At 55.7% G+C, this 26,176-nt stretch carries 20 protein-coding genes and 2 tRNA genes; 2 read left to right on the top strand and 20 right to left on the bottom strand.

Going from position 1 to position 26,176, the window contains the following annotated elements; all coding sequences use genetic code 11:
- The 7 genes from Q0796_RS10480 to recA all read right to left on the bottom strand — a co-directional run bounded on the left by Q0796_RS10480 (position 1) and on the right by recA (position 6,422).
- Positions 1-73 (bottom strand) — tRNA-Arg (locus tag Q0796_RS10480).
- Positions 74-214: 141 nt separating this feature from the next.
- Positions 215-302 (bottom strand) — tRNA-Ser (locus tag Q0796_RS10475).
- A gap of 283 nt (positions 303-585) precedes the next feature.
- Positions 586-783, bottom strand: a complete 198-nt coding sequence (gene csrA, locus Q0796_RS10470; protein WP_028117052.1) for a carbon storage regulator CsrA — start codon at positions 781-783, stop codon at positions 586-588.
- 103 nt (positions 784-886) lie between these two features.
- Positions 887-2,107 carry an aspartate kinase gene (locus Q0796_RS10465; RefSeq protein WP_298442698.1) on the bottom strand — a complete coding sequence of 407 codons (1,221 nt, stop codon included), beginning with the start codon at positions 2,105-2,107 and terminating at the stop codon, positions 887-889.
- An 11-nt stretch (positions 2,108-2,118) separates the two neighbouring features.
- Positions 2,119-4,740, bottom strand: a complete 2,622-nt coding sequence (gene alaS, locus Q0796_RS10460; protein ID WP_298442695.1) for an alanine--tRNA ligase — start codon at positions 4,738-4,740, stop codon at positions 2,119-2,121.
- Between the two features lie 175 nt (positions 4,741-4,915).
- Positions 4,916-5,377, bottom strand: coding sequence for a regulatory protein RecX (locus tag Q0796_RS10455; RefSeq protein ID WP_298442692.1), 462 nt, complete (start codon positions 5,375-5,377; stop codon positions 4,916-4,918).
- Between the two features lie 10 nt (positions 5,378-5,387).
- Entirely contained in the window at positions 5,388-6,422 is a 1,035-nt protein-coding gene (recA, locus tag Q0796_RS10450; protein ID WP_298442691.1) for a recombinase RecA, read from the bottom strand.
- Positions 6,423-6,638: 216 nt separating this feature from the next.
- Between recA and mutS the strand changes: the two genes are divergently transcribed.
- Complete coding sequence (gene mutS, locus Q0796_RS10445; RefSeq protein ID WP_298442708.1) at positions 6,639-9,164, top strand: DNA mismatch repair protein MutS; 2,526 nt, start codon at positions 6,639-6,641, stop codon at positions 9,162-9,164.
- 553 nt (positions 9,165-9,717) lie between these two features.
- On the opposite strand, the gene rpoS is transcribed toward mutS, so the two are convergent.
- From rpoS to rlmD, 13 genes are all read right to left on the bottom strand, one after another.
- On the bottom strand, positions 9,718-10,674 hold the full coding sequence (gene rpoS / locus Q0796_RS10440) for an RNA polymerase sigma factor RpoS (protein ID WP_298442688.1): 957 nt from the start codon (positions 10,672-10,674) through the stop codon (positions 9,718-9,720).
- Positions 10,675-10,737: 63 nt separating this feature from the next.
- Positions 10,738-11,682, bottom strand: coding sequence for a peptidoglycan DD-metalloendopeptidase family protein (locus tag Q0796_RS10435; protein WP_298442686.1), 945 nt, complete (start codon positions 11,680-11,682; stop codon positions 10,738-10,740).
- Positions 11,683-11,687: 5 nt separating this feature from the next.
- Positions 11,688-12,326 carry a protein-L-isoaspartate(D-aspartate) O-methyltransferase gene (locus Q0796_RS10430; RefSeq protein ID WP_298442683.1) on the bottom strand — a complete coding sequence of 213 codons (639 nt, stop codon included), beginning with the start codon at positions 12,324-12,326 and terminating at the stop codon, positions 11,688-11,690.
- The gene (surE, locus tag Q0796_RS10425; RefSeq protein ID WP_298442680.1) at positions 12,323-13,069 is read right to left on the bottom strand and encodes a 5'/3'-nucleotidase SurE; all 747 of its coding nucleotides are present in this window, start codon (positions 13,067-13,069) and stop codon (positions 12,323-12,325) included. The genes Q0796_RS10430 and surE overlap by 4 nt, the downstream gene beginning before the upstream one ends.
- Positions 13,066-14,124 (bottom strand): tRNA pseudouridine(13) synthase TruD, encoded by a 1,059-nt coding sequence (locus tag Q0796_RS10420; protein ID WP_298442678.1) that lies wholly within the window; start codon positions 14,122-14,124, stop codon positions 13,066-13,068. Before Q0796_RS10420 ends, surE begins: the two co-directional genes overlap by 4 nt.
- The gene (gene ispF, locus Q0796_RS10415; protein WP_298442676.1) at positions 14,124-14,609 is read right to left on the bottom strand and encodes a 2-C-methyl-D-erythritol 2,4-cyclodiphosphate synthase; all 486 of its coding nucleotides are present in this window, start codon (positions 14,607-14,609) and stop codon (positions 14,124-14,126) included. Before ispF ends, Q0796_RS10420 begins: the two co-directional genes overlap by 1 nt.
- Positions 14,606-15,298: a 2-C-methyl-D-erythritol 4-phosphate cytidylyltransferase gene (gene ispD, locus Q0796_RS10410; protein WP_298442673.1), complete on the bottom strand. Its 693-nt coding sequence runs from the start codon at positions 15,296-15,298 to the stop codon at positions 14,606-14,608. Before ispD ends, ispF begins: the two co-directional genes overlap by 4 nt.
- A gap of 30 nt (positions 15,299-15,328) precedes the next feature.
- On the bottom strand, positions 15,329-15,634 hold the full coding sequence (gene ftsB / locus Q0796_RS10405; RefSeq protein ID WP_298442670.1) for a cell division protein FtsB: 306 nt from the start codon (positions 15,632-15,634) through the stop codon (positions 15,329-15,331).
- Positions 15,635-15,743: 109 nt separating this feature from the next.
- Complete coding sequence (gene eno, locus Q0796_RS10400) at positions 15,744-17,039, bottom strand: phosphopyruvate hydratase (RefSeq protein WP_298442668.1); 1,296 nt, start codon at positions 17,037-17,039, stop codon at positions 15,744-15,746.
- A 79-nt stretch (positions 17,040-17,118) separates the two neighbouring features.
- A complete protein-coding gene (locus Q0796_RS10395) occupies positions 17,119-18,756 on the bottom strand; it encodes a CTP synthase (RefSeq protein WP_298442666.1) in 1,638 nt (545 codons plus the stop codon).
- A gap of 225 nt (positions 18,757-18,981) precedes the next feature.
- A complete protein-coding gene (mazG, locus tag Q0796_RS10390; RefSeq protein WP_298442706.1) occupies positions 18,982-19,737 on the bottom strand; it encodes a nucleoside triphosphate pyrophosphohydrolase in 756 nt (251 codons plus the stop codon).
- A gap of 38 nt (positions 19,738-19,775) precedes the next feature.
- Positions 19,776-21,974, bottom strand: a complete 2,199-nt coding sequence (relA, locus tag Q0796_RS10385) for a GTP diphosphokinase (protein WP_298442665.1) — start codon at positions 21,972-21,974, stop codon at positions 19,776-19,778.
- Positions 21,975-22,011: 37 nt separating this feature from the next.
- Positions 22,012-23,349, bottom strand: a complete 1,338-nt coding sequence (gene rlmD / locus Q0796_RS10380; protein ID WP_298442664.1) for a 23S rRNA (uracil(1939)-C(5))-methyltransferase RlmD — start codon at positions 23,347-23,349, stop codon at positions 22,012-22,014.
- Between the two features lie 78 nt (positions 23,350-23,427).
- Between rlmD and barA the strand changes: the two genes are divergently transcribed.
- A complete protein-coding gene (barA, locus tag Q0796_RS10375) occupies positions 23,428-26,169 on the top strand; it encodes a two-component sensor histidine kinase BarA (RefSeq protein ID WP_298442662.1) in 2,742 nt (913 codons plus the stop codon).
- The last annotated feature ends 7 nt before the right edge of the window (positions 26,170-26,176 follow it).

The raw sequence follows: 26,176 nt of genomic DNA, 5'->3' as shown, positions 1-26,176 counted from the left end.
GCGCTCAGGAGGATTCGAACCTCCGACCGCCTGGTTCGTAGCCAGGTACTCTATCCAGCTGAGCTATGAGCGCGCAGATTGTACGGTTTAGCCTCGGTAACTCGGAGGTTAGTTGCAAGCGCTGAATTTTAGCACCTTCCGGCGCATCGAAAACAACTTTGGCTCACACCTAGTTAAAAAGAAGAAGCCGCGCTCGGCGCGGCTTCTCTTAATATGGCGGAGAGAGAGGGATTCGAACCCTCGATACCTTACGATATACGCCCTTAGCAGGGGCGCGCCTTCAGCCACTCGGCCATCTCTCCGTTGCGGGACGTATAGTACGTTTTGACGAAAATAAGTCAAACCCTTTTTATGGCTTAAAATGGTCGCTTGCGCGCTTTTTAAACAACCTGCTGAATGTGCAATCAACCTGCCCAAAACAGCAGCGGCAAGCGCAACCGTTCTAGTAATAATTCATAAAAATAGCCATACCATGCACCCGCATCCGAGATGCCGATTTTCGCGTTCCATGGCAATAACCCAAATAAAACCATGGTTGCTCAACCTAAAATAAAAAAACCGGTGCGATTGCACCGGTTATTTAAATCAAAAGTTGCCGCTTGGTCCGTTGCCGCCATCTTTTTCCGCTTGGATCCGCATGTAGATCTCTTCACGGTGAACTGAAACTTCTTTAGGGGCGTTCACACCGATTCGGACTTGATTCCCTTTTACACCTAGCACTGTGACGGTAACTTCGTCACCAATCATCAACGTTTCGCCCACACGGCGAGTCAAAATCAGCATTCGTTTGCTCCTCTCTATCTAACTCATCCCGCAGCGGCGGTAGAATCTTTTAACAGTATTATAAAGTTAGACCAGATTAAATCTATAGCCATCCTAGTTGGATTTACTCATCTGCGGCCAAATTGAATGCACTGTGTAAACTGCGTACAGCTAACTCTAAGTACTTTTCAGCAATCGCGACAGATATCTTAATTTCTGAGGTGGAGATCAGTTGCACGTTGATCCCCTCCTGTCCCAAGGTTTGGAACATGCGGCTAGCCACCCCAGAATGGTTCTTCATGCCCACGCCAACGACCGACACCTTACACAGGCTGTTGTCGGACTTAACGTGTTGCGCCCCAAGGCGTTGGGCTACTGGTGCCAGTAACGACTTTGCCTGAGAGAAATCATTGCGATGCACGGTAAAGGTGAAGTCCGCTTTACCCGCTACCGTAGTGGTGTGCACAATCATATCGACCTCAATGCCAGCGTCACTGATCGGCGTCAATATTTGTGCAGCTACGCTTGCTTCATCGGGCACCCCAACCAAGGTTAGGCTGGCTTCATCGCGGTTAAAGGCGATGCCGGACACCAGTGGCGCATTGCCATTAACCTGATCGTACATGATCAATGTGCCCTCCCCCGGCGCAAAGCTCGACAAGACCCTTAAAGGTACATTGTAGCGGCCAGCGTACTCGACGGAACGGATCTGCAAAACCTTCGCCCCTAAGCTGGACAGTTCCATCATCTCTTCAAAGGTGATGGCGTCCATCTTACGCGCTTTCGGTTCAACCCGAGGATCGGTGGTATAAACCCCATCGACATCGGTGTAGATCTGGCATTCGTCGGCTTTTAACGCCGCCGCAATCGCCACCGCGGTGGTGTCGCTGCCGCCACGCCCTAAGGTGGTCAGTTCGCCCTCATTAGTGCGGCCTTGAAAGCCCGCCACAATGGGGATCACTTGCTGCGCCAGCAAGCCGTTAAGCTTATCCGTTGCCACCTCTTTGATCCGCGCTTTACCGTGGCGGGCGTCGGTTAACACCTGCGCCTGATCCCCCAGTAAGGCCTGAGCTTTCAAACCACGTTTTTGCAGTGCCATTGCCATCAACGAGATCGAGATCTGCTCGCCGGTGCTCATGAGCATATCCAGTTCGCGCGGATCGGGATCCGCCGAGACTTGATGCGCCAACTGCAACAAGCGATTGGTCTCGCCAGCCATCGCCGACAACACCACCACAATCTGATCACCGCCGCGAGCGCCGCGCGCAATGCGATCGGCGACCGCTTCGATTCGCTCTAACGAGCCAACCGAAGTGCCACCGAACTTTTGAACATATAGTGCCACGCAGGCTCCAATTACAGCTTGTCTGACAACCAGGCTTGGGCGTTTTGCAGTGCTGCAGGCAACGCCGCAACATCGCTACCACCAGCCATGGCCATGTCTGGACGACCGCCGCCTTTTCCGCCAACGGCAGTTGCAACGATGTTCACCAACTCACCGGCTTTAACTTTACCGGTAAGATCCTTGGTTACCCCAGCGATCAAACCAACTTTGCCATCGGCAACGTTGCCCAGCAGCACAATGCCGCTGCCCATCTGGTTCTTCAGATCATCAACCATGCCACGCAGCGCTTTGCTGTCGGCATTTTCCAGTTGGCTGATCAGAACTTTCACCCCAGCAAGCTCAATGGTTTGGTCGATCAAATTAGCAGAGGCGGCAGAAGCCAGCTTTTGCTTAAGTTGTTCCAGCTCTTTTTCCAGCTGACGGTTACGATCCAGCAGGCCTTTTACCTTGCTGGTGACCGAACCAACGTCGCCTTTTACCAGCGCCGCCGTGTCATTCAACAGTTGCTGCTGTGCATGGCTGTGGGCCATGGCGCCGGCACCGGTTACCGCTTCAATCCGGCGTACGCCAGCGGCGATGCCGCCTTCCGAAACCAGCTTAATAAAGCCAATGTCGCCGGTGCGGTTGGCGTGGATGCCGCCACACAGTTCGATGGAGTAATCGCCCATGCTCAATACGCGCACTTGGTCATCGTATTTTTCGCCAAACAGCGCCATGGCGCCTTTTTGCTTGGCCGCTTCGATGTCCAGCAGTTCGGTGTTGATGCTGTGGTTTGCGCGGATCTGTTCGTTCACTTGATCCTCAACTGCGGTCAGCTCAGCCGCAGTCATGCCTTCAAGGTGCGAGAAATCAAAACGCAGACGGTCGGCCATCACCAACGAGCCTTTTTGCGCCACGTGCTCGCCAAGGATGTTACGCAGGGCACTGTGCAGCAGGTGGGTAGCTGAGTGATTAAGGCGGATGGCGTCACGACGCTCGGCATCCACTTCGGCCGTTACCGCATCGCCTTGAGCGATGGCGCCGGCAATCAGCTTGCCTTTGTGGGTGATCGCATTGCCAACCTTCTGGGTGTCGCTTACCGCAAACTGACCGGCGTCGGTGCGGATCAGGCCGCTGTCGCCGGTTTGACCGCCAGACTCAGCGTAAAATGGGGTTTGATCCAGCACCAGCAACGCTTCGGTGGCGTCGGCCAATTGGCTTACTGCTTCGCCATCAACGTAGATCCCCTGCACGATGGCCGCGGCGCTGGTGGCTTGGTAACCGACAAAAGCGGTTTCGCTGTCGATCACCAAGGTTTTAGAGTAATCGGTGTTGAAATTGCCGGCTTCACGCGCGCGTTGACGCTGGGCTTCCATCTCGGCTTTAAATCCGTCTTCGTCAATTTCGAAGCCACGTTCACGGGCCACGTCGTTGGTCAGATCCGCCGGGAAACCGTAGGTGTCGTACAACTTAAATACAGTCGCGCCATCCAGCACTTTGCCGTCAACGTTCTCCAGCGCTTCACTTAAGATCTGCAGACCGCGCTCCAGGGTGCGCGCGAAGTTTTCCTCTTCGATACGCAGCACCTTTTCGACCACGGGCTGCTGCGCTTTCAGTTCTTCGCCCGCGCTGCCCATCACCTCAACCAGCTTGCTAACCAGTTTGTAGAAGAAGGTGTCAGTGGCGCCCAGCTTGTTACCGTGGCGTACCGCACGGCGGATGATGCGGCGCAGCACATAACCTCGGCCTTCGTTGGATGGCATCACCCCATCCACAATCAAAAACGCACAGGAGCGGATGTGATCGGCAATCACGCGCAGTGACTTGTTGTCTAAGTCGTCGGTGCCAACAACGGCAGCGGCGTCTTTGATCAGGGTCTGGAAGATGTCGATGTCGTAGTTGGAGTGGCCGCCTTGCTTAATGGCTGCAACGCGCTCGATGCCCATGCCGGTATCAACGGCTGGTTTCGGTAGCGGCTCCATGGTGCCGTCGGCTTGACGGTTAAACTGCATGAAGACGATGTTCCAGATCTCAATAAAGCGATCGCCGTCTTCTTCCGGCGTGCCAGGGCGGCCGCCCCAGTGCTGCTCACCGTGATCGTAGAAGATCTCAGTACAGGGGCCACATGGGCCGGTATCGCCCATCTGCCAGAAGTTGTCTGAAGCAAATGCCGCCCCTTTGTTGTCGCCGATGCGGATGATGTCTTCCGCTGGCACGCCGATCTCTTCGTGCCAAATCTTGAACGCTTCGTCATCGGTTTCGTACACGGTCACGCACAGTTTTTCTTTTGGCAGCTGCAGCTCTTCGGTCAGGAAGCCCCACGCGTACTTGATCGCTTCACGCTTAAAGTAATCGCCAAAACTGAAGTTACCCAGCATCTCGAAGAAGGTGTGGTGACGCGCGGTAAAGCCCACGTTTTCCAGATCGTTGTGCTTACCACCGGCACGAACACAACGCTGGGCGCTGGTCGCTCGGGTGTAGCTGCGTTGCTCAGCACCCAGGAAGCAATCCTTAAACTGGTTCATGCCTGCGTTGGTAAACAACAGGGTTGGATCGTTATGCGGAACCAGTGAACTGGACGCCACGCGTTCGTGGCCTTGAGAACGGAAATATTCAAGAAACGCTTCGCGGATCTCGGCGGTGGTCATGTGCATGCGGTCATCCTGAATTGTCAGACAGTGCCGGACACCCAATAACCAGAACGTTGGGGGCGTCTACACGGCAGTTTTTAGCGGCTTATTTAAACGAATAAGTATATCCGCAACCGTCCGGTGCAAACCAGCCTTTGCGGGGGTCTAAGCGGAAAAAGAGCAAAGAATTGAGCGGATTTTATTCGCTTGGGGAGAGGGCGTAACGGATCATATCCATCGAGAAGCCTCGATAGGCCAAATATCGCTGTTGTTTGGCTTTCAATTTGAAGTCCTGAGGCAGTGCCTCACCAAACTTTCGGTGCCGAGTTTCTAAGCACAATTGGAAAAAATCGATCTCCTCTTGCGCCAAGGCAGCGGCAATTAGGTCGTTATCCACTTGGCGTTCACGCAAGTCGGCGCGCAACCGTTGTGGCCCCAAGCCGCGTTGGCTGCGGTAGCGCACAAAGCTCAGCGCAAAACGTTCGTCGTCGATGTAGCCAAAGTCATCGGCACGGGCGATGGCGGCGGCGATTTGCTCCGACGAAAAACCGCGGTCGCGCATCTTTCGATGCAGCTCACCGCGGCTATGATCACGGCGGGACAACAGTCCCACCGCACAAGCCAAGGGATCTTGGCTTGGCTGTTGTTGCTGATGACGCAAAAGACTGATCTTAAGACAGTTCAGCGGCGTCTTGTTCAGCGTCTTCGGTTGGCGCCGCCTTGACCAGCAGCTGTTCACGCAGCAGCGCTTCAATTTCATCCGAAATGGCTGGGTTCTCTTTCAAGAAACGGATTGAGTTGGCTTTACCTTGGCCGATCTTCTCGCCTTTGTAGCTGTACCAAGCGCCAGACTTTTCAACCAACTTCTGCTTCACGCCCCAGTCGATCAGCTCGCCGTGCTTCGAGGTACCAGCGCCGTAAAGGATCTGGAATTCAGCCTGCTTGAATGGTGGCGCGACTTTGTTTTTAACCACTTTCACGCGGGTTTCGTTGCCCACTACTTCGTCACCGTCTTTGATGGCACCGATGCGGCGAATGTCCAAACGAACGGAAGAGTAGAATTTCAGCGCGTTACCACCGGTGGTGGTTTCTGGGCTACCAAACATCACGCCAATCTTCATCCGGATTTGGTTAATGAAGATGCACATGGTGTTAGAGCGCTTCAGGTTACCGGTTAGCTTACGCAGGGCTTGCGACATCAGACGTGCCTGCAAACCAACGTGGGAGTCGCCCATTTCGCCTTCGATTTCTGCTTTTGGCGTCAAGGCCGCCACAGAATCGACCACCAGAACGTCAACCGCACCAGAACGAACCAGCATGTCGCAGATCTCCAGCGCTTGTTCACCGGTGTCTGGCTGAGAGACCAGCAGCTCATCAACGTTTACGCCCAGTTTCTCGGCGTAGACCGGATCCAGTGCGTGCTCGGCATCAACAAAGGCACAGGTTTTGCCTTGCTTCTGCGCTTCGGCAATCACCTGCAGGGTCATGGTGGTTTTACCCGAGGACTCAGGGCCGTAAATTTCGATAACACGGCCGTACGGCAAGCCGCCTATGCCAAGGGCAATGTCCAGCCCCAATGAACCGGTTGATACGGATTCAATGTCCATCGCGGTGGCATCGCCCAATCGCATGATGGACCCTTTACCAAACTGCTTCTCAATTTGACCGAGTGCAGCACTGAGCGCGCGTTTTTTGTTGTCGTCCATTTTCATGCTCCGAATGTAGGCGAATGCGGCGATGCCGGATAAGTAAGTTGCGGCCAGTATACTGTATGGCCGTACAGTATCAACCCTGTAGGTAAAATTTCAGCGTCGATGGCAGCTATCGAAGTTTCCGGTATCATAGCGCCCTTGCATTAAATTCCAGTTTCTGAGGGTTCTCCTGTGGCCAAAACCAAGCCTGCCGCCGAACAACATACGCCGATGATGCGCCAATATTTGGCGATCAAAGCGGAGCACCCTGACGTGCTTTTGTTCTATCGCATGGGCGATTTTTACGAGCTGTTTTTCGATGACGCCAAACGCGCGTCGCAACTGCTCGATATCTCATTAACGGCTCGAGGCAGCAGCCAAGGCGAGCCTATTCCGATGGCCGGGGTGCCTTACCACAGTGTTGAAGGCTATTTAGCGAAGTTGGTGCAGCGGGGCGAATCCGCCGCGATCTGTGAACAGATTGGCGATCCCGCCACCAGTAAAGGGCCGGTTGAACGCAAGGTGGTGCGGATCATCACCCCGGGCACCATTACCGACGAGGCCCTGCTGCAAGAGCGCCAAGAAAACTTGCTGGCCGCCATTTTTGAGCTGCGCGGCCAATTCGGCTACGCCACCATGGACATCGCCTCTGGCCGCTTTGTGGTCAACGAACTCGCCAACGAAGAAGCCATCGCCGCCGAATTGCAGCGCACCAATCCCGTTGAATTGCTCTACCCCGAGCAGTTTGCACCAATGCACTTACTGGATAACCAAAAGGGGCTGCGCCGCCGCCCGGAATGGGAATTTGAAGTGGGCACCGCTCGGCAGCTATTGAATCACCAGTTTGGTACCCGTGATCTGGCCGGTTTTGGCATCGAACAAGCCGAACGCGCCATCTGCGCGGCCGGCTGTTTGATGCAATACGTTAAAGATACCCAGCGCACCGCCCTGCCCCACATTCGCAATATCATTAAGCAGCAAGATGGCCATCACATCGTGTTGGATGCCGCCACTCGCCGCAACCTAGAGCTGACCCAGAATCTGGCCGGTGGTCTCGATAACACGCTGGCGTCGGTGCTGGATGATTGCGCCACGCCGATGGGCTCGCGCCAACTGGGGCGCTGGCTGCACCAGCCACTGCGTCAGCCTGAGCCGCTCAACGCCCGTTTGGCGATGGTGGCGGCGATCAAAGACAGTGGCTTATTTGTGGAATTGGGCGAGCAGCTCAAACCGATTGGCGATCTGGAACGGGTGTTGGCTCGCTTGGCATTGCGAAGCGCCCGTCCGCGAGACTTAAGCCGTTTACGGGCGGCCTTAGCGCAGCTGCCTGCACTGCATCAACTGCTGGCCGAACTGGGCAGCCCCAACGCTGACGCACTGGCTCAGCGCATCAGCGAATTTCCGCAGCAACTCGATCTGCTGCAGCGCGCCATCATCGACAACCCTCCGGTGATCATTCGCGATGGCGGCGTCTTAGCGCCAGGCTATAACGCCGAACTGGATGAGCTGCGGGCGCTGTCTCAAGGCGCCACCGATTACTTGGCAGAGCTGGAACAACGGGAGAAAGACCGCACCGGCATCGCCACCTTGAAAGTGGGTTACAACCGCGTACACGGCTACTTTATTGAAGTCAGCCGAGCCCAATCGGCTTTGGTGCCAACGGATTACATTCGTCGCCAAACCTTGAAGAACGCCGAACGTTTTATCATTGCCGAGCTGAAGGCCCACGAAGACAAGGTGCTGAACAGCCAAAGTGCGGCGCTCACGTTAGAGAAACGGCTGTACGAACAGTTGTTCGACCTGCTGCTGCCAGAGTTACCCGCGCTGCAAGAGTGCGCCGAAGCCTGTGCCAGCTTAGATGTACTGCAAAACTTGGCGGAACGCGCCGAAACCCTTAACTACTGTCGCCCTCAACTGGTGGCCGAATCGGGGATCCACATTGATGGCGGGCGTCACCCGGTGGTTGAGCAGGTATTGAAAGAACCCTTTATCGCCAACCCGGTGCAACTGGCTCCCCAGCGGCGCATGCTGATTGTGACGGGCCCGAACATGGGCGGTAAATCCACCTACATGCGCCAAACCGCGCTGATCAGTTTGATGGCCCATGTCGGCTCGTTTGTGCCCGCTGAACAGGCGGTCATGGGGCCGATTGATCGGATCTTTACCCGCATCGGTGCCAGTGACGATCTGGCTTCTGGCCGTTCCACCTTCATGGTTGAGATGACCGAAACCGCCAATATCCTCAACAACGCCACCGCCAATTCGCTGGTGCTGATGGATGAGATTGGCCGTGGCACCTCCACCTACGATGGCTTATCGCTGGCGTGGGCGGCGGCAGAGCAGCTGGCCAATAAGCTGCAAGCACTGACCCTCTTTGCCACCCACTACTTTGAGCTAACCCAATTGCCAGAGCTGCTGGATGGGGTGCATAACGTGCACTTAGACGCCGTTGAACACGGCGACAGCATCGCCTTTATGCATGCGGTACAAGAAGGGCCAGCCAGTCGCAGTTACGGTTTGCAAGTGGCGGCACTGGCTGGGGTGCCGCCCGAGGTGGTACGCAGTGCGCGACAACGACTCGCACAACTCGAAGCCCAAGAGCGCAGCGACCAAGGCCACGCCTCGCTGCCCGCAGGCCAGTTGCCGTTGCTGCCAGAGCCCCACCCTGCGGTGGAGCAGCTCGCCAGCATCGATCCCGATGCACTGACGCCACGGCAAGCGCTGGATCTGCTCTATCAGCTTAAAGCGCAGCTGTAATCACCATAAAAAAAGGCTGTGTATTAGTTAACTGTTGGCGTTGCTGCGCGGTAGCTATTGTCGCCTGCGGCGAGCTTCGATGGCACTGCTTTCATGTGGTTATGTCGCAGTGGCGACGGCACCCAAAGGGATTCTCCCTTTGGGATCCCATTGCCTTAGCACCGCTCAACGCTGTGATGCGGCAGTAAAGCCGGTGCGGCGTATCTGTCACGGCTAAGTAATCATCTGGCGGTGATAACTTTCTGCCGACTTAGTGACGCCGAGTGCAGCAGTGATGAAGTAAAGCCGAAGGCAGGATGCCGCAGAGGCCAGTTAAGCCATGGATGGCGCATCTGGCCGTTGCTGCAACGCAATGCTGCGAGAACGAGGGGCCGTCGTCACCTCGGAGGCGCTAGGGATTGCAAAGGGACTCGTCCCTTGCCCGCCGCCGGGCGGTTCCGGCAATGATCTTTATGCCGCAGCTGGTCATGCACAATAAGTTCAACAGCTAATTGGTACACAGCCTAAAAAAACGCCGCCTCTGCTGAGGCGGCGCTTTTATTGGTGACTGACGTTACTCTTTAAACAGCGATTCCACGCTCAACCCTTGGCCGCTGATCTGATCCCGCAAGCGCCGTAACGCTTCCACCTGAATCTGCCGCACTCGCTCTCGGGTTAAGCCAATTTCACGACCTACGTCCTCTAAGGTCGAAGGCTCGTACCCCAACAACCCAAACCGACGCGCCAGTACTTCCCGTTGTTTCGAGTTCAGATCGTTCAACCAGCGCACAATCGAGTCTTTAATGTCGTCCGCTTGCGCCTGCACATCGGGGCAAACTCGATCCTCATCGGCAATCACATCCAGCAAAGCTTTATCCGAGTCGCCACCAATGGGGATATCAACCGAGGTGATCTTTTCATTGAGCTTCAACATCCGCGATACGTCCTCAACCGGCCGATCCAACTTGGCGGCGATCTCATCGGCGGTGGGTTCGTGATCAAGGCTTTGTGCCAGCTCCCGCGAAGTACGCAGGTACACATTCAGCTCTTTCACTACGTGAATGGGCAGGCGAATCGTGCGGGTTTGGTTCATGATCGCCCGCTCGATGGTTTGGCGGATCCACCAGGTGGCGTAAGTTGAAAAACGAAAGCCCCGCTCCGGATCAAACTTCTCCACTGCTCGAATAAGGCCTAAGTTGCCCTCTTCAATCAGATCCAGCAGCGCCAAGCCACGGTTGTTATAGCGACGCGCGATCTTAACCACCAAACGCAGGTTCGATTCGATCATCCGATTGCGTGATTTTGGGCAGTCTCGTTGCGCCCGACGGGCGTAATACACTTCTTCTTCGGCAGTCAGCAGGGGCGAAAAGCCAATTTCACTGAGGTAGAGCTGAGTGGCATCCAGGTTTTTTTGCAGATCATCCTGCACCTGCTGATCCACTTCAGCGTTGATGTGACGGTCGTTGTTGGTCTCTTTACTGCGCAGATCCAAGGCCGCATTGCTCTCGAACGCTTTTTGGTTAGTTTGCATCGGTCGGTCTCCAGTTAATCCCATACCTTACGGTTGAATTACGGCGATCCTCCCTGATATCCCCTATCGGCGGGGCAAGTAACGCTTAGGGTCGACTGACTTGCCTTGGTAACGGATCTCGAAGTGCAGCATGTTGCGATCGGCATCGCTGTGACCCACTTCGGCGATCTTCTGTCCGGCTCTGACCTGTTGTTTTTCTTTCACCAAAATACGGCGGTTATGGGCGTAAGCACTGAGGTAATCATCGCTGTGTTTGATGATCACCAACTGGCCATAACCACGCAGAGCATTGCCTGCGTATACCACCCGACCGGCGGCGGAGCTTGTAACCGGAGTTCCCTCTGCGGCGACAATATCCAATCCTTTATTCCCTTGCTCGGCGTTTGAGAAGCTGCGAATCACTTTGCCTCGCACTGGCCACTGCCATTTCGCCACTTTGCTTGGTAATACCGGTGGTTTCTTCACCGTCGTTGATGTCGACGCCACTTTGTTAGCAGTTTGTGAAGATGCACCAGCATATCGCTGCGGCTTGGGCTGATCAACCTTCGGTTTTTGCGTGGGTTTCGGCTTTGGCTTAGTGGTTTGTGCTGGTTTATGGGCAGACTTTGCGGTCGCCGAAGTGGCCTTGGGCTGCGGCTTTGGCGTGGGTTTCGGGGTTGGCTTTACACTTGTTTTAGGTATGGTTTTGGCCACCGTTTTACTGCGGTGACTGACGTTAGATTTTTTTGGACTGGCTTTAAGCTTTAACCGTTGCCCTGGATATATAGTGAAATCCCGCGGCAAGCCATTGCGGCTTGCTAAGCCGCGGTAATCTTGACCGGCGGCAAAGGCGATGGAATAAAGGGTATCGCCCTTTTTCACCACGTAACTGCTGCTGGTTAAGCTGCCCTTAGGCAAACGCTTTACCGGCGTGGTGTCTAAGGTCGCCACCGGCGCAGGACGTGACGCGGTGCAGCCTATTAAGCTGCACAGGGCTGCCACCAACAACAAACGCGGGATCCACTCCATCACAATTACTGCGTCGCCCCAGGCACTAAGGGCACAAAGCGCACCGCTTCCACATCTTGGCTAACAAACTGCTCGCCTTGGCGTTCAATGATCCGCAGCACCTGTTGTTGCTCGCCCACCGGAATGATCAGCCGGCCTCCCTCTTGCAGCTGCTGCAACAGCGCCACCGGCACTTCTGCCGCCGCCGCCGTTACGATGATCCCAGCAAACGGCGCCTTAGTTGGCCACCCCTGCCAACCATCGCCGTACTTAAAGGCGATGTTATGCAGATCCAGTTGCTTCAAGCGGCGCCGTGCCACAATCTGCAAACTTTTGATCCGCTCAATGGTACACAGCTGCGGCACCAAGCTGGCCAACACCGCCGCTTGGTAACCGCTGCCAGTGCCAAGCTCTAACACTGGCCCCGCAGGCAGGTTATGCAGCAACAGTTCCGTCATCCGCGCCACGATGTAAGGCTGAGAGATGGTCTGCCCAGCGCCGATCGGCAGTGCGGTGTTTTCCCACGCACGCGGGGCTAAGCCGCCATCCACAAACTGTTGCCGCGGAATGGTGGCCATCACTTCCAGCACTTGGGGATTGCGGATCCCTTGCTGCTGCAGCTGCTGCACTAAGCGGCTGCTGTACCCGTGAATGTTGATGCTCATAACTGCGCCACCCACTGCGCCAGTGACTGCAATTGATCGTGCGCGGTTAAGTCGACTTTCAGCGGCGTGATCGACACATAGCCATTATCAATCGCGTGGAAATCGGTGCCGTCACCGGCATCTTGCTGCTCGCCCGGAGGCCCAATCCAATAGATCCGTCGTCCAGCGGGATCTCGCGTGGGCACCATCCCTTCCGCGGCATGGCGAGCGCCCAAACGAGTCACCTTAATGCCTTTGATCTGCGCCAACGGCAGATCCGGCACATTGATGTTGAGGATTTGGTTGGTCGGCAACGGGTGGTTGTGCAGCCCTGCCACCACCTGACACACAACCGCCGCAGCGCTGTCGTAGTGCTTAAGCTCGCGGCCACACAGCGACACCGCTATGGTAGGCAAGCCAAGGTGGCGCCCTTCCATCGCCGCCGCCACGGTACCGGAATAGAGGGTGTCGTCCCCTAAGTTCGCGCCGGCGTTGATCCCCGACACCACCAATTCAGGTTCGCCATCCATCAATTCACGAATGCCCAGCAACACGCAGTCGGTGGGGGTTCCGTTGACTTGGTAGTAACCGCTATCAAGCTGTTGCACCCGCAAAGGGCTGGTCAAGGTTAACGAATTGGATGCCCCAGAGCAGTTGCGATCCGGCGCCACCGTAACCACCTCGGCAATGGTCGCCAAGGCGTCACTTAGGGCTTTGATCCCCGGCGCATGCACGCCGTCGTCATTACTGACCAATATCTTCATGGATTTCCTTGCGCTTGATCTTGAGGCAACGCCTGAGCATCGCTGTACTCAACCAGTTCGCGTAGCACGCTGGTCGCAAAGGCACCGGACGGCAGAATAAATTCTAACCATAACAGATCCCCTTGCTGTTGATATTTCAACTGTTCCGGGATCAATAAGGCACGGCGTCGTTCGGGGTTCATGCGGGCGTTAGCTAAGCCTGAGCACAGCTCTGGCCACGGTGCCACAATGCCCGCTTCAAACTCCGCGGCATCGCCTTCCGCGCCGCCACCACCGTCGCCCCACAAGGGCGCCGACAGGTTAATGTCTTGCCGTGCTAAGCGGTCCTGCAATTCAGCGTCCCACTGCGGCGCGACAAAGAAGCTGTTGGATCCCGCCAGCATCATTGCATCACCGGCCATCACTGCGCTGCCGTGCTGCTGCAGACGAGCCGAGAGCACATGATTGAACAAGAAACTGCGGGCGGCCGACAGGTAGATGCTGCGCTTGTTGCGATCTTTAACCCGCTTGCCAGCAAACATCTCTGCTGCTCGGTATACGTTGCGACCACCGTGACCAAAACGCTGTTCGCCGTAGTAGTTCGGCACCCCAGCTTGCAGCTGCGCCAGTCGCGGCAACACGGCATCGATATTGTCGATGCTGCTGATGGCAATTTTAAAGCGGTTACCCAGCAACGCGCCGGTACGCAGTTTTTTTAAGTTACGGCCCGAAGCCAAGATGGTCAGCTGTTCGCTGTTCAGCGCTTCCCATTTCGGTTCTAACTTGCCGGGAATGCGGATGCTCAGCCACTGGCGGGTAATGCCGTGCTTATCTTTCAACCCTGCCCAAGAGACATCACGGCTTGGTACGCCAGCAAACTTGGCCAGCATGTCGGCCACTTGATGGGTGGTTAACCCGGTTTTTTCCACATGAACCATGTGATTTTCGCCTTCACCGTCGGGGGCAAACGGCAAGATTTCGTCCACTTGAAAGTGGCTGGCTTCGGCGCGAATTTGGCCCTTGGCGCTGGGCTTACCGTACAGGTAGTGCCACTGAGGCAGCGTGTAATCAGTCATTATTTCTCTTGTACCTGTGTGAGCAGTACCACCGCTTCTGTGGCGATACCCTCTTTGCGTCCGGTAAAGCCCAACTTTTCCGTGGTGGTGGCTTTAACGTTAATTTGCTCCAGCGAAGCATCCAGATCCGCCGCTAGGGTATGGCGCATCGCCTCAATGTGCGCCGCCATTTTCGGCGCTTGGGCAATGATGGTGACATCAAGGTTACCCAAGGCGTAACCACGGGCTTGCACTTGCTTGAAGCAGTGGCGCAACAACACGCGGCTGTCGGCGCCTTTAAAAGCCGGATCCGTATCGGGGAAATGGTGACCGATATCGCCCAACGCCATCGCGCCTAACAGCGCATCGCTGATGGCATGCAAGGCGACGTCGCCATCGGAATGCGCCACCAGTCCCTGTTCGTAATCAATGGCGATACCGCCGATGATCACCGGGCCTGGGCCACCAAACTTATGGACATCAAATCCATGGCCAATGCGGATCATGTTGCGCTCCTTTGTGCCAAAAACAGCTCTGCCAAACGCAGATCGTCTGAGTGAGTCACTTTAATATTATCAGGTCGGCCACTGACCAGCGTCGGCTGCCAGCCTTGCAGCTCCATCGCCGAGGCTTCGTCAGTGATGCCGCTGTTGTGTTGTTCTTTGTTCAATGCCGACAACAGTGCGTCGGCAGGGAACAGCTGCGGCGTCAACGCATGCCACAAGGCGGTGCGTTCAACCGTATGATCGATAGCGCCATTGGCGGTGGCGCGTTTCATGGTATCGCGCACCGGCGTGGCCAGAATCGCGCCTTGTTCTGTGCACTGGGCCAACAGTTGATCGATGTCGCCGTGGGTTAAACAGGGCCGCGCCGCGTCATGCACCAGCGCCCACGCCGATTCAGGCAGTGGCGCTAACGCCAAGCGAACCGAATCCGCCCGCTCGGCGCCGCCCACCACTTGGATCAAATTCGGGTGCTGCGCTTCGGCCAGATCGGCAAAGTATTCATCCTCAGCCCCGAGCGCCACCACCACTTTGTTGATGCGAGGGTGGCTCAGCAGTAGCCCCAAGGTGTGCGACAAAATCGCGCGGCCTAAGAGCGGCAAGTATTGCTTGGGCTGGGCCACGCCCATCCGTTTGCCGACGCCAGCGGCAGGAACCACCGCGTAAATAGTGGCGTTAGGTTGAAGCGACATGAGTGCTCTCCGATCGGAACGAGGGGTAAATTACTGCGGTTGGGGTTTGCCGTCGCGGCTTGGGCTTCGGCGGATCACCCGAAAGAACTGCTCGTTCTCTTTGATCATCCCCAATTCGTTGCGAGCGCGCTCTTCCACCGCCTCTAAGCCGCGCCCCAGATCGTCGATTTCACGCTGCAGCAGTTCGTTGCGCTGTTCCAACTTGGTGTTGCCAGCCAACTGTTGCTCGATCTTCTGTTTTAACTGCCAGTTATCGGGCAGGTTATTGCTGCCAAGCCACAGTCGATACTGCAGCGACACAAACAAGGCCAGCAAGATAGTCAGTAAGATCCGCATTGTGCCCGCCCCTAAAAATCAATAAGCCGATCTTGGCCTAAGCCCCTGCAAAAGAAAAGCAAAAAGCCGCCCGAAGGCGGCTTTTTTCATGGTCAGTGCAGCAGAGGGATTAGCCTTGGCCGTTCACTTCGCTCAAACCACGGTAAGGGGCTTTGTCACCCAGTGCTTCTTCAATGCGCAGCAACTGGTTGTACTTAGCAACACGATCAGAACGACACAGAGAGCCGGTCTTGATCTGGCCAGCCGCAGTACCTACCGCCAGATCGGCGATGGTGGCGTCTTCGGTTTCACCAGAACGGTGTGAGATAACGGCAGTGAAGCCAGCATCTTTGGCCATTTTGATGGCGTCCAGCGTTTCAGACAAAGAACCGATCTGGTTGAACTTGATCAGGATGGAGTTACCGATGCCGTTGTCGATGCCGCGCTTCAGGATCTTGGTGTTGGTTACGAACAGATCGTCACCAACCAGTTGGATCTTGTCGCCCAGGATGGAGGTTTTGTATGCCCAACCGTCCCAGTCAGATTCGTCCAGGCCATCTTCGATGGATACGATTGGGAACTGGGCTACCAGCTCAGCCAAGTAGTCGGAGAAGCCGTTAGAGTCGAAGCTCTTGTCTTCGCCAGCCAGTACGTACTTGCCATCTTTGTAGAACTCAGAAGCCGCACAGTCCAGTGCCAAGGTAACGTTTTTACCCAGCTCGTAACCGGCTTTTTCTACAGCAATTTTGATTACCGCCAGTGCTTCAGCGTTAGACGCCAAGTTAGGAGCAAAACCGCCTTCATCGCCCACAGCAGTGTTCAGGCCTTTCGACTTCAGTACCGCTTTCAGGTTATGGAAGATCTCAGCGCCCATGCGCAGACCTTCACGGAAGTTGGCCGCGCCAACAGGCTGTACCATGAACTCTTGGATATCAACGTTGTTGTCCGCGTGCTCACCGCCGTTCAAGATGTTCATCATCGGCAGTGGCATAGAGTAAACACCCGGGGTGCCGTTCAGCTCAGCGATGTGAGCGTACAGTGGCAGACCTTTCGCAGCCGCTGCTGCTTTGGCTGCAGCCAGAGACACAGCCAAGATGGCGTTTGCGCCCAGCTTGTCTTTGTTCTCGGTGCCGTCCAGATCGATCATGATCTGATCCAGTTCGCGTTGTGCGGTGGCGTCTTTGCCCAGCAGTGCCGGTGCAATCAGGTCGTTTACGTTAGCAACGGCTTTCAGTACGCCTTTGCCCATGTAACGCGCTTTGTCGCCGTCACGCAGTTCCAGTGCTTCGCGAGTACCAGTAGAGGCACCAGATGGCGCACACGCCATACCGATGAAACCACCTTCCAGATGAACTTCGGCTTCCACAGTTGGGTTACCACGGGAGTCCATTACTTCACGACCCAGGATTTTTACGATATTTGCCATGTTGGCGTCCTTAAAAGTTACGATTTCAAAACCAAAAAAAAGCCGGACCTGATATGAGGCCCGGCTTGATACAATTCGTTTACTTCAGCTGCGCTTTGGCAAACTCACCGGCGGCTTTCACAAAGCCTTCAAACAGTGGGTGACCATCACGCGGAGTTGAAGTGAATTCCGGGTGGAACTGACCCGCTACAAAGAACGGGTGGGCTGGGATCTCGATCATCTCAACCAACTTCTTGTCTGCGGACAACCCAGAGAATAGCAAACCTGCCTGTTCTAGGGTGTCGCGATAATTGTTGTTCACTTCATAGCGGTGGCGGTGACGCTCAACGCAAGTGGCGTTGTCGTACAGGGCACGCGCTTTAGAGCCTTCTACTAAGTGACATACCTGCGCACCTAAGCGCATAGTGCCACCGAGATCGGATGTTTCAGAACGTTCTTCGATGTTACCTTCACTATCGAGCCATTCTGTGATCAAACCCACAACTTGATGTTTCGATTGTGAATCGAACTCGGAAGAGTGAGCTCCATCGAGTCCGGCAACGTTACGGGCAAAATCGATCAGCGCCACTTGCATGCCTAAACAGATCCCGAAGTACGGCAGGTTGTTTTCACGGGCAAAAGTCGCGGCGGCAATTTTGCCTTCAACGCCACGTTCGCCGAAACCACCTGGCACCAAGATGCCATCAATGCCTTCCAGCGCTTCTTGGCCTTTGGCTTCCACATCTTGGGAATCGATGTACTTGATGTTGACCTGAACGCGGTTTTTCAAACCGGCGTGTTTCAATGCCTCGTTGACGGATTTATACGCGTCTGGCAGCTCAACGTACTTACCCACCATGCCGATGGTGACATCGATGGTTGGGTTCGCTTCTTGGTAGATCACGTTTTCCCACTCAGACAGATCCGCTTCTGGGGCATTCAGGCCAAAACGTTTTACGAACAGGTCGTCAACGCCTTGGGACTTCAGCAGCGCTGGGATCTTGTAGATGGAATCAACGTCTTTCATCGACACAACGGCGCGTTCCTGTACGTTACAGAACAGGGCAATCTTCTTACGCTCGTTGGCTGGGATGGTGCGATCGCTGCGGCACACCAGTACGTCTGGCTGGATGCCGATAGACAGCAGCTCTTTCACGCTGTGCTGAGTTGGCTTGGTTTTCACTTCACCGGCAGCGGCCAAGTAAGGCACCAAGGTCAGGTGCATGAACATGGCGCGTTCGCGACCCAGTTCAACCGCCAGCTGACGCAGGGCTTCCAAGAATGGCAGCGATTCGATGTCACCCACGGTACCGCCCACTTCAACAATGGCGACATCATGGCCTTCAGCACCGGCAATCACGCGCTCTTTGATGGCGTTGGTGATGTGCGGGATCACCTGAATGGTGGCGCCTAAGTAGTCGCCACGGCGCTCTTTGCGCAGTACATCAGAGTAGATTTTACCGGTGGTAAAGTTGTTGCGCTTGCTCATCTTGGTGCGGATGAAGCGCTCGTAGTGGCCCAAATCGAGATCGGTTTCCGCGCCGTCTTCGGTCACGAATACTTCACCGTGTTGGGTTGGGCTCATGGTGCCCGGATCAACGTTAATGTACGGATCCAGCTTCATCATAGTGACATTGAGGCCGCGAGCCTCTAACAGCGCAGCTACTGAAGCAGCGGCAATGCCTTTACCCAACGAGGAGACAACCCCGCCCGTAACGAAGATATAGTTAGTTGTCATGCTGAACCTGAATAAATTGGGATTTTTACTGCTCAGAAACACCAAGAAATGGGCCTCTGGCAACAACAAATAGGACGGGACGACATTTTACGACAAAACGGCCATAGTGGCAATTGAGCATTGCGGATTTTGTGATGCCACACGCCAGTGATTTCAACTGGCGTTGATGACCAACGCCGACATAACTGACCGCCGCGAATGGATAAGCTTAAACATGAGAGCAAGTTACGACTTTTCAGCCGTCTTCACTTGCTGCCAATAATGCTCTAATTGTTCCATGTCGGCGTTGTTCATCGACAAATTATCTTGCTGGCAATGGTGCTCGACAGCGCGAAAGCGCCGTTCGAATTTGGCGTTAGCCTGACGCAACGCCTGTTCCGGTTCAACGTTTAAATGCCGAGCCAGATTGACCACCGCAAACAACAGATCGCCCACTTCTTCTTGCACCAACGCCGGCTGCACTTGGGGCTGGTTGACCTCGGCCATGACCTCGGCTAACTCTTCGCTAACCTTAGCCGCCACTGGCGCCAAGTTATCCCAATCGAAGCCCACTCGAGCGGCCCGCTTTTGCAGCTTGGCGCTGCGCACTAACGCGGGCAGGTTCAACGGCACATTATCCAAGGCGCCGTGTTGCGCGTTTTGCGCTCGCTCCTGCGCTTTCAGTTGCTCCCATTGTCCAGCCACCACGTCGCGGCCAGCAAACACATGGGGGTGGCGCTGCTCTAGCTTGGCGTTCAGCCGCTCAACCACGTCGATAAAATCAAACTGGCCTTGCTCTTGGCCAAGCTGAGCGTAAAACACCACTTGAAACAGCAGATCCCCCAGCTCGCCTGCTAACTCATCGTAGTTACCGCGCTCAATGGCATCGGCCACTTCGTAAGCTTCCTCCAGGGTGTGCGGCACGATAGAAGCAAAGTTCTGGGCCAGATCCCACGGGCAGCCGTGTTTGGGGTGGCGCAGCCGCGCCATGATCGCCAGCATCCGGGCCAGCGGTTCATCCGGCAAGGTCACCGTGGCGCTCACAGTCGCCGCGCCTCGATCACCCCACCAAGCTGCCCCAGGCGCGACAAGATGCGGCTTAAGGATTCCATGTTGTACAGCTCTAAGCGCAATTCAACGGCGGCGCTTTGCTGCTTGGGATCGCTGCTGGAGCGCATCTCCAACACGTTGCTTTTCTCGTTGGCCAGCACCGTGGTGATGTCGCGCAACAAGCCACTGCGATCGTTCGCCAACACCCGCACGGTCACTTTGTAACCGCCGCTGTCGCTGGCGCCCCAGATCACTTCCACCCCACGCTCTGGGTGCTGGATCAGCAAGTTGGCCAGCTGCTCACAGCCTTGGCGGTGTACCGACACCCCTTTGCCTTGGGTGATGTAGCCTTCAATCGCATCGCCGGGCAACGGCTGGCAGCAATTGGCGATGTGGGTAAGCAGGTTACCAACCCCGTTTACTTCAACGTGGCCTTTGGTTTTGCTGGAGCGCGCCGGGCCTTGCTTCGCCACCAAATCCGCCACCGCTTGCTCTTCGTCGAAGTTATCGCGGGCGGTGCGGCTTTGAATGTGGTTGATCACCTGAGTTAAGCGCACATCGCCGCCGCCAATGGCCGCCAGCAGATCGTCGTAACTGTGCATGTTAAAGCGTTCAATGGCGCTTTCGGCGTCGTTGGCATTCAAACCGTTTTTATTCAGTTCGACTTCCAACATTTCGCGCCCCGCAACAATGTTTTTGTCTTTGTCTTGGGCTTTAAACCAGGTGTGGATTTTGGCGCGCGCACGGCTGGTGTTGATGTAACCCAAGTTGGGATTCAACCAATCGCGTTTTGGGTTGGGCTGCTTAGCGGTAATGATCTCAACCCGTTGGCCGGTTTCCACCTCGGTGGTAAACGGCGAGATGCGGCCATCGATTTTGGCGCCAATGCAGCGGTGTCCCACTTGGCTGTGGATGTAATAAGCAAAATCGAGCACGGTACTGCCAGCAGGCAAATCAATCACATCGCCGTTGGGCGTGAACACGTACACCCGATCCTCAAACACCTGAGAGCGGATCTCTTCCACCAAGTTGCCGGACTCAACCACATCCTCTTGCCACGCCAAAATTTTACGCAGCCAGTTGATCTTGTTTTCAAAGCCCGAGCTGCGACCGGTGCTGCCTTCTTTGTACTTCCAGTGGGCAGCAACCCCAAGCTCGGCGTCTTCGTGCATCTGCTTGGTCCGAATTTGGATCTCAACGGTTTTGCCTTCTGGTCCCATCACCACGGTGTGGATGGATTGGTAGCCGTTGGGCTTGGGCGTTGCAACGTAATCGTCAAATTCACGGGGCAGGTGGTGCCACAGGGTATGCACCGCCCCTAAGGCGCCGTAACAATCTTGCAGGCGCTCGGCGATGATCCGCACCGCCCGCACGTCAAACAGTTCGTCAAAGGCGAGGTTTTTCTTCTGCATCTTGCGCCAGATGCTGTAGATGTGTTTTGGCCTGCCGTACACCTCGGCTTTGATGCCGTCGTTATCAAGGCTTTGCTGCAAGGTGCTGACAAAGTTGTCCATGTAACTTTCGCGATCAAGGCGCTTGCCATCAAGCCACTTGGCGATCTGCATGTAGGTGTCTGGGTGCAGGTAGCGGAAGGCGAGATCTTCCAGCTCCCATTTGAGTTGGCCGATCCCTAAGCGGTTGGCCAGTGGCGCGTAAATGTCGCGCACTTCCCGCGCCAACACCACTCGGGTTTCTTCGTCGGCGTTCTTCACTTCCCGCAGCAGCACAACCGCTTCGGCCAGCTTAATCACCACCGCTCGCACGTCTTCCACCATCGCCAACAGCATCCGGCGGAGGTTGTCCACCTGAGTGCCGTTGGGGTTGCCGTGGCTGCGTAAGGTGCGAATGGCGTCCATCACCTGCACCGCCTTCACCAGCGCAGCAGTGGAGCTGCCCTGCTGTTCTTCCAAGGTTTCAAGGCTAAGCAACCCTGCATCCACAAAGACATAAAACACCGAGGCGCGCAGCGTTTCCATGTCCATGTTCAGTGGCAGCAAGATCTCAACCATTTCGCGGGCGCGATACAACCGATTCGACCACAGGGCCTCATCGTCGCCAAGCAAGGCTTCGCACTCGCGGTAAGTATCAACCAACAGTTGTTGTTGCTCTTGGCTTAAATCCAGACGCTGCAACCAATGTTGCAGGTTATTTTCGGCATCGCCGAAGTGGATGTGTCTTACTGAAACCATGGTGGCGACCCTCCTCCTTCACGCCCTAGAACCGCCGTTACTTGGCGCGGCGCTCGAACAGCGCCATCGATTCTAGATGGCCAGTATGCGGGAACATATCCACCAGAGAAAGCCTGCTCAGCGAATATCCCTGCTGGGCGAGCACTTTTGCATCTTGCGCTAAAGTCAGCGGCGAACAGGAGACATACAACAGCCGCTTAGGGGCTAATTTCGGTAGCCATTTCAAGGCGCCACCGGCACCAGCACGCGCCGGATCCAGCAACACCCAATCCACTGCTTCTTGGGCCCAGCTGGCGTCACTTACGTCGCCATTAAGATCGGCGCTGTGAAACTCGACATTATCCAACCCCAGCTGCGCGGCACGGGCGGTCGCACGGGCGGTCATGGTGTCGATCCCTTCCACCCCGATCACGCGCTTGGATAGGGTTGCCAACGGCAAGCTGAAATTACCGCCCCCACAGAACAGATCCAACCCGGTTTCATCCACTTGCGGCGCCAGCCACTGCAACGCCTGGGCGATCATTCGCTGATTAACCGCATCATTCACTTGGAAGAAGTCGCCGGGTAAAAACGCCACGCTGGGCAGCTCAGGGCCCGTTTGGTAATGCAGCGGCACCGGCGGTTTGCCCTCTAGATCGACCATCTGCTGACCATCATCCAGCAACAGCAAACAGGGCTGTTGCTGGGCCAACTGCCGCAAGCGCTGGCGCTCTTTGTCGTTGGGGCTACGCAACACTCGTAACAACACCACTGGGCCTTCGTCGGCCAGCAGCAGATCGATGTGGCCGAGCTGTTTCGCCAGCCCCATCGGCCCAATACAGCGCCCCAACGGAGCAATAAGTTGCTCCAGTGGCTGCGCCAACACCGGACATTGTTCAATCGCCACCAGCTTGTTGCTTAAGGATTGGCGAAAGCCCAGTTGCAGCTGCCCCTGATGAAACTGAGCCCCTAATCGTGCGCGGCGACGGTAATGCCAAGCATCGCTGCTGATCGCCGCGGCCATCGGCAAGGTGTCCAGCCCCAAGTGGTGCTGCATCAGTTTTTCCAATGCTTGCTGCTTAAATTGGCGCTGGCCCTCGCCACTGGCGTACTGCAACTGGCAGCCACCGCAGTGCTCAAAATGGCGGCAACTTGGCTTAACTCGCTGCTCGGCACTGCTTAAGCGTTTTACCACGGTGGCGGTAGCAAAGCGGCTTTTGTCTTTTTTCAGCTGCACTTTGGCCTGCTCTCCCGGCAGCAAACCGTCGATGAAAATCACCTTGCCTTGGTGGTGCGCCACCGCCTGTCCTTGATGATCAAGGCTGTCGGTTTGGATTGTTACCGCAGGTGCTAACGGTTTCTTTTTATTGGATTTGGGAGAGAAGAACTGTGCCATAGGTGCTCGAATTGATTACAATGTGCCAAGATTCATGGCCGTATTACGGCCACTTTAGAAGAGTGCATTTTCCCACAGATGAAAACCGCGACCAAATACAGTCTGCGTACCTGGGTAATGGTATTAGCGCTGGCACCAACCATTTTGATTGGCACCGTGCTTGCGGTTTATTTTACCAGTAATCGCTTTACTGAGCTGGAAAATACCTTGCTGCGCCAAGGCACCAACCTGATCGCGCCGTTGGCCATTGCCGCCGAATACGGACTGCAATACAACAATCGTGAACACACCAAGCGTTTGGTCGACACTCTTCATCAACAAAATGCCGGTTTGGTGCAAACCATTACCGTGTTCAACGCCGAACATCAGGCGTTTGTGAGCAGCAACTACAATCACGATTTCGAGCTGCTCAAACTGACCGACAGCCATCAATTGCCCCAAGGGATCGACATCGAATCTTTTGGCGATACCGTGGTGATGCGTACCCCGATCCTCAGTAATGTGTCGTTGTATGGCAATGCGCTCACCGATGCCGAGCCGCTAGGTTACCTGGCGGTGCAACTGAATAAGCACCAAGCACTGCTGACCCAATACCGCTCCGGCGTGGCCGCCTTCATCATCGTGTTAATTGGGGTGCAGCTGAACCTGCTGTTTACCTTCCGCCTGCTCAAAAACGTCACCCAACCGATCACCGCTATGGTGAGTGCGGTGGCGAAAATTCGCGAAGGCAAGTTAGACACACGCCTTAATGGCGATCTGATCGGCGAGCTGGACGATCTCAAACGTGGCATCAATGCGATGGCGGCGTCGTTGGCGGAATACCACAACGAGATGCAGCAAAACATCGACCAAGCCACCTTGGATCTGCGCGAAACCCTAGAACAGATCGAGATCCAAAACGTGGAACTCGACATCGCCAAGAAGCGCGCCTTGGAAGCCAGCCGAATCAAATCGGAATTTTTGGCCAACATGAGCCACGAACTGCGAACCCCTCTTAACGGCGTCATCGGCTTTGCCCGCCAACTGCTGAAAACCCCGCTGCACGATAACCAGCGCGATTACATGCAAACCATCGAGCGCAGCGCCGGTAACTTGCTGTCGATCATCAACGACATCCTTGATTTTTCCAAGCTCGAAGCGGGCAAAATGGTGCTGGATAAGATCCCCTTTGCCCTGCGCGACACCGTCGATGAAACCGTTCAGCTGCTGGTGGGTGCCGCCAACGATAAGGCACTGGAACTGGTGGTCGACATCGATCCGGCCATTCCCGACAGCCTGAACGGCGACGCGATGCGAGTGCAGCAGATTCTGACCAACTTGATTGGCAACGCCATCAAATTTACCGAGCAAGGCAGCGTGAAGGTGTGCTTAGAGTTGGCGGATGAACCCGGCGATAACATCTTGCTGCGCGGCGAAGTTTCCGACACCGGCATCGGCATTCCCGAACAGCAAAAAGCAAAACTGTTCCAAGCCTTTGGCCAAGCAGATAGCTCCATTACTCGTCGCTTTGGCGGCACCGGCTTAGGCTTGGTGATCACCAAGCGTTTGGTTAATCAGATGGACGGTCAGATCGGCTTCAGCTCCCAGCGCCAGCAAGGATCCACGTTCTGGTTTACCCTCAGCATCGAAAAGGGGCTGTTCCAGTTAAGCGACGATCTCGGCATCGACCAGCTCGCAAAACAGCGGGTGCTGGTGGTCGAGCCCCGCCGCAACACTCGCCAAAGCCTAGAGCGCCTGCTACAAAGCTGGCAGATGGAGGTTGATCTGTACTCCGATCTGAATCAATGCCAGCCCCACCCCGAAGGCTATCAACATGCCCTGCTCAGCGCTTCCCTGCTGACGGATCCGAATCAAGTCACCACCTTGATTGAGCAACTGCAGATCGACAACCCGCTGATTGTCACGCTTGGCAAAGCCAGCCATTGGCAGCTCGAGCTGTGCCATAACAGCCCCCGCTTGAATGTTTTGCCGCTGCCTCTGAGCCAGCGCAGCCTAAGCCAAGCGCTTAATCTCAAGCCCCTAAGCCAGCCGTTGCTGTCTCATGCAGCGCCTGCTGCGCTGCCAGCGCCCAGTATCAGCCAGCCAAGTCGCGACAAACTGCCGCTGCGGGTATTGGCGGTGGACGACAACCCCGCGAACCTCAAATTGATTGCCACTTTGCTCGGCGAAATGGTGGAACAGGTGGACTTGGCCGGGGGTGGCCGCGATGCCTTGGCGCTGTGTAAACAAGCGCCTTACGACGCCATCTTTATGGACATTCAAATGCCGGACATGGACGGCCTGCACACCACCGAACTGGTGCGGGCCGACTCGCAAAACCGTCACTGTCCTATTATTGCGGTAACCGCCCACATGCTGGGGCAAGAGCGCGAAGAGATCTTAGCAGTGGGCATGGACGACTACCTGACCAAGCCGATTGATGAACAAGCCCTACGGGAGCGCTTAACCCGCTGGGCCAAACCGAACAATCATGCCAGCAACGACAGCATTGATTGGCCGTTGGCCTTAAGCCAAGCGGGCGGCAACAGCACGTTAGCCAAAGAGATGCTGGGCTTACTGATTGAATCTCTGCCGGAAACCCAGCGAGGGCTGGATCAGGCCATCTTGATGGGCGACAATGCCGCCCTGCAACAAGGGATCCACAAGCTTCACGGCGCCACCTGCTATTCTGGTGTGCCAGCATTACAAAAATTGTGTGCTGAGTTAGAGACCAGCCTCAAGAAAGGTGCCAGTATCAATGATCTGGAGCCGGAGCTGCTCGAACTGCAAGACCAACTGAATCAAGTCACTACCGCCGCTAAAGCGTATTTAGCGGCCTGATGGAATC

The sequence above is a fragment of the uncultured Ferrimonas sp. genome, assembly GCF_947489035.1.
GTDB lineage: Bacteria > Pseudomonadota > Gammaproteobacteria > Enterobacterales > Shewanellaceae > Ferrimonas.
The sequence above is the reverse complement of the archived record's forward strand: the minus strand, read 5'-3'. Positions and strand labels throughout refer to the sequence as shown.